This is a genomic window from Chamaesiphon polymorphus CCALA 037, assembly GCF_003003845.1.
Lineage (GTDB): Bacteria > Cyanobacteriota > Cyanobacteriia > Cyanobacteriales > Chamaesiphonaceae > Chamaesiphon > Chamaesiphon polymorphus.
The window spans coordinates 1-4,845 of sequence record NZ_PVWO01000452.1 but is presented as its reverse complement, the minus strand read 5'-3'; the positions used below and the strand labels follow the sequence as shown (position 1 = coordinate 4,845).

Annotated in this window: 4 protein-coding genes; 3 read left to right on the top strand and 1 reads right to left on the bottom strand. The window is 45.1% G+C overall.

Going from position 1 to position 4,845, the window contains the following annotated elements:
* Positions 1 to 133 precede the first annotated feature (133 nt).
* On the top strand, positions 134 to 2,347 hold the full coding sequence (locus C7B77_RS24155; RefSeq protein ID WP_146138490.1) for a site-2 protease family protein: 2,214 nt from the start codon (positions 134 to 136) through the stop codon (positions 2,345 to 2,347).
* A gap of 119 nt (positions 2,348 to 2,466) precedes the next feature.
* Here C7B77_RS24155 and trxA read toward each other — a convergent pair whose 3' ends face one another.
* Positions 2,467 to 2,784, bottom strand: a complete 318-nt coding sequence (gene trxA, locus C7B77_RS24150; RefSeq protein ID WP_015162829.1) for a thioredoxin — start codon at positions 2,782 to 2,784, stop codon at positions 2,467 to 2,469.
* Positions 2,785 to 2,923: 139 nt separating this feature from the next.
* Between trxA and C7B77_RS24145 the strand changes: the two genes are divergently transcribed.
* Together C7B77_RS24145 and C7B77_RS24140 are read left to right on the top strand one after the other, a co-directional pair.
* Positions 2,924 to 3,379, top strand: a complete 456-nt coding sequence (locus C7B77_RS24145; RefSeq protein WP_146138489.1) for a hypothetical protein — start codon at positions 2,924 to 2,926, stop codon at positions 3,377 to 3,379.
* A 96-nt stretch (positions 3,380 to 3,475) separates the two neighbouring features.
* Positions 3,476 to 4,660, top strand: a complete 1,185-nt coding sequence (locus C7B77_RS24140) for a GNAT family N-acetyltransferase (protein ID WP_106310915.1) — start codon at positions 3,476 to 3,478, stop codon at positions 4,658 to 4,660.
* The last annotated feature ends 185 nt before the right edge of the window (positions 4,661 to 4,845 follow it).

Here is a 4,845-nt window from a genome sequence, read left to right as displayed (position 1 = left end):
CCCCTCCGAGGAGGGGATTTTTTATACACAATCCAAAATCAAAAATCCAAAATGGTGTTAATTCTAGATTTGAGGATGGCTTAAGCACGATCGATGGGTAAGCTAAGGTGAGCGATTTTCAAGGTGCTCGACGGTGATAAATTGGTTGTGGTTGGCGGTGTTGTGGTTGGCGGTGACTTGGGGACTGCGGTATGGTTACACTGTCATTATCTTGCTGCGGGCGCGATTCGATCGCATGAGTACTTCGGTGGTTGTCACAGAGCAAGTGCCCGAATACGTGCGTGACATTTTAGAGCCTTCGGCGGTGGAATTACAGCGATTGGGTTTTCGGGATTGTGGCTATCTGGAGTACTCGCCATTTCAGCGGCTGCATCCACTGACGCGCTGGATGCGAGTGATGGTAGATGAGAGTGGGTGCCATTTTGCATCGATCGAATTGCGCTATCCGGTGGCGGCGACAGATCCGGTTTCGATTACGTTTTATACTTGGTTTACTGATGGACATTTGCTGCTGAGTGTCGATCGATTAGCTCATGCTATATTTGGCTCGATTCCCAATACGACGCTCGGCGATAATCGCATTCATAATTTAGAGCGACAATGGGCAGATCGCCAACAACAATTTGCACAAATGGTAGATCGCAAGCCGATCTCTAATTTGAGCATTACAGATTTTAGCAATCGCTTTTTTCAGCGGTTTTCTATTTATTTCGATCGCTTAATTGCGACCAAAGTTTTTGTGCCTCTGGGCAATGACAACTTATGCCGACTGCGGCTCGGCTCGGCTATTTACTATGCTTATCGGTTGATTTATCTACGTCCAAAACCGCAACCGCTGGCGCAACCGATCGAAATTCCATCAGAGATCGCAATCGACAATTCGCTAATGTTGGAGCAAGCTCAGACTTCTACAGGCACTCGTCGGAGTAAGTTTTGGTGGTTCGGGTTGAGTATGGTGGGCTTTTATGTGGCGACTATTCCCTACATGGGTTGGCAATTTGGCTTGCAGCTTTTAGTTGTTATTTTACTCCACGAACTCGGTCATTTATTAGCGATGCAATTCTTTGGCTATCGCGATACGAGAATGCTATTTATTCCTTTTCTTGGTGGGGTAGCAATGGGTAAAAATGAGAATGCTACTCTCTCTCAAAAGTTTTGGATATTGATATTGGGGCCATTACCAGGAATTTTGCTGGGCATCGCGATGTTATTTATTGGTCATCCAAATTCGAGCTTGAATTGGTTGCATGGATTTGGCTGGTTGATGGTGTGTATTAACTTGCTCAATCTGTTACCGATTTATCCATTAGATGGCGGTAAAATTATTAGTTTACTATTGCAACCATATCCATATATTGGGATTGGATTTAAAGTAATTTGTACTGCGATCTCGATCGGACTGGGATTGTCCGGTGTCCAGGTATTTTTATTTATCGGGATTGCGATCGCGTTATCTTTACCGCTCGATTTACGCACTGCCAAAGCGATCTCCAAGTTGCAGCACAAATCGGCTCCAGCAGGCTTAGAAAAGGATGAATGGTTACAATGGGCTTACACCCAATTCGATCGAGATTCATCGCCGCCAATGCAGCCAGCACAGCAAAAATTATTCATGAATAATCTGTGGGAATGGAAATCCGATCGCAGCAATTCTCAGCTATTGCGATCGGGTTTAGGTTTACTTTATGCGGTGAGTTTAATTGGCGGTACGATCGGGAGTATCTATGGATTTATGGGTAACCGATTCCCCGCAGTTGCCAATGGTTTAATCGATACTTTTCAGACTGGGGGGATGACTCCAGCACAGCGCAAATCGCATTATCGGCTTAAATGGCAACGCGAGCTTCAAGTGGCCACAGCCGCGATCGAGAAAGATCCCAGTGATGTTGAAGCTTATCGCCAAAGATTTAAGCTGCACCAGATATTGAAAAACTATGGAGCTGCACTTCAAGATCTCGATCGAATTATTGCAATAGAGCCAAATAATTTGGCAGATCTTCATTCTCGAATATTTTTAAATGCAACGCTTAAAGATTATCGTGCAGCTCTACTCGATACCGATCGCATTCTCCAACTAGATCCTAAATCGAAAGCAGATATTTATAGACAAAGAGGCGAATTATATACTCAATTAGGAGATACCGATCTAGCAATTGCTAGCTATACTCAGCAGCTTGCCGAATCGTCGAATTCAGACAATTATACGTATTTACTTCGGGCAAAATTGTATTCCAAAAAGGGAGAAACAAAACTGGCTTTAGCAGATCTCGATTACCTTCGGTACGCTACGCGAACGAGCGATTGCAGCCGAACCACAAGTTGCTTATATTTACACAGAAAGAGCTAAACTCCGCGAACAGTCTGGCGATCGAAATGGTGCGAAACTCGATCGCCAAAAAGCCACGAAACTCGATGCTGAAAATTTAGAAAGTAACGATCTTTAGAGCGTAAATGAGATAGCTGTAGTTACAAAAACTGACCGATTCGATCGATTAATTGTTCGGCGGGTAATACTCCTTCCAATCGATCGACAGATTGTCCGCCTTTAAATAAAACGAGAGTTGGCAATGCCTGAATCTGATAATTAGAGGCAATTTGGGGATACTTGTCAGTATCGATTTTCATGATTCTCACTTGCCCATTGAGTTCGATATTGACTTGTTCCAAAATCTTAGCCATCATCTGGCAAGGGCCGCACCAAGTCGCATAGAAATCAACTAAAATCGGTAAGTCACTATTGGCGATCGCATCTTCAAAGCTAGTAAACTGTTGCTTGACTGCCATATTATTGTCCTGAAGCGAAGTTGGGATAACTCGATTCTAGACAGTTTTAGCTAGATCGACAGTTAAAGCCATGACTAAATTTACATCAGTTGACAAATCTACAATCGATTTGTCTATATATCATCCCACAAAAACGACAATGACCAACACTCCCGACCCCAGCCAACCCGTAGACATGCAGGCATTAATCCGCCTAATTGAATCCAATGCCAAAGCGATTGAAGCAGTCACCAACCAGCAACAGATCGATCGAGAACTAGCCAGACAATCTCGTGAGGATTTGCAGGAGTCTCGTGAAGAAGCCCGCGAGGAAATGCGCGAACTCAGACAACTGATCGAATCCAATGCCAAAGCGATCGAAGCCGCAGGGAATCAACAGGCAGCCGATCGAGATCTGGCAAGAGCCGATCGAGAACTAAACAGACAGTCTCGTGAAGAAACCCGCGAAGATATTCGCCAACTAGCCGCATTGATGCGAGAAGATAGAGAGCGCAGTCAGATCCAGGAACGAGAGATTAGAATGCAAGCTGGAGAGATTCAAAACCTTGCCGATTCCATTCAAGTTCTGTACTCGCGCCAACCACCATCGAGCTAGTATTAACAACGCTCCATAGAGAATCGATCTCTACAACTGTTTAGATGTATGCGGTTTCGATAGAATAGATAGGTGCCAAACCGCAGCAAACGAATAATGTCTCTATCTTCGTATCAGATCCGCTGGTTCAATAACTTAGCAGACATTCCACAAGAAGATTGGGATGCGCTGGCTGTACCGTTAAAGACTCCTTTTTTAGAGTGGGAGTGGTTGAATAATTTAGAGACTTCTGGCAGCGTTACCGCCGAAACTGGCTGGTTGCCGACGCATTTGACAGTCTGGAAGGGGCAAGCATTAATCGCCGCCGCACCTCTATATGTCAAGGGACATAGTTATGGTGAATTTGTCTTCGACAATCAGTGGGCAGAATTGGCGCAGCGGATGGGAATTAGGTATTATCCCAAATTGGTGGGGATGACTCCGGTGACTCCATCTGAAGGATATCGATTTTTAATTGCACCTGGGGAAAATGAAGCCCAGATTACCGAATTAATGGTGCGATCGATCGATGATTTTTGTACGACGCATCGGTTATCGGGCTGTCACTTCTTATATGTCGATCCGGAATGGCGATCGCAGATGAATAAATACGGATATAGTACTTGGATCAATCATAATTATGTCTGGCAAAACCATCAATATCAGACTTTTGATGATTATTTAGGCGCATTTAATGCCAACCAACGCCGGAATATCAAACGGGAGCGCAAATCTGTACGTGAGGGGGGCTTAAATTTGACTACCGTCACGGGAGAGCAAATCGCACCGCAGCTCTTTTCCCAAATGTATGCTTTTTATGCCGATACCTGCGATAAATTTGGCTGGTGGGGAAGTAAGTATCTCACGCCCGAATTTTTTGAGGGATTGCACGCCAAATATCGGCATCGGGTAGTATTTGTCACGGCAACGGGCGAAGATCCTGTTATACCTGTCGGCATGTCTTTTTGTATTACTAAAGGCGATCGATTGTACGGTCGTTATTGGGGTAGTAGTGAAGATGTCGATTGTCTCCATTTTGATGCTTGCTACTATACTCCGATCGAGTGGGCGATCGCCAACAAAATCGAGATTTTCGATCCGGGTGCGGGCGGCAGACACAAGAAAAGGCGAGGTTTTCCGGCAACTGCGAATTACAGTTTGCACCGTTTTTACCATCCCCGCTTCGGGCAAATATTGCGCGATCATCTTCAGGAATCTAATGAGTTGCAACAGCAACAAATTGTCGCCATCAATCAAGATTTACCGATGAAGCTGGGGACGGAGTTGAAAGTTGAAAGTTGAAAGTTGAGAGTTGAGAGTTGAGAGTTAAGCTACCCCTCTAGAGATCTGATCCCTTCCCTTTATAAGGCTACAGTGTGCACGCAAGTCGGTTAGACTTCGTTCGGGGTTGAGTTACCCCCCCAACCCCCCCTTATAAAGGGGGGGCTACTCTTACTCCCTCCCCTTTATAAGGGGAGGGCTGGGGT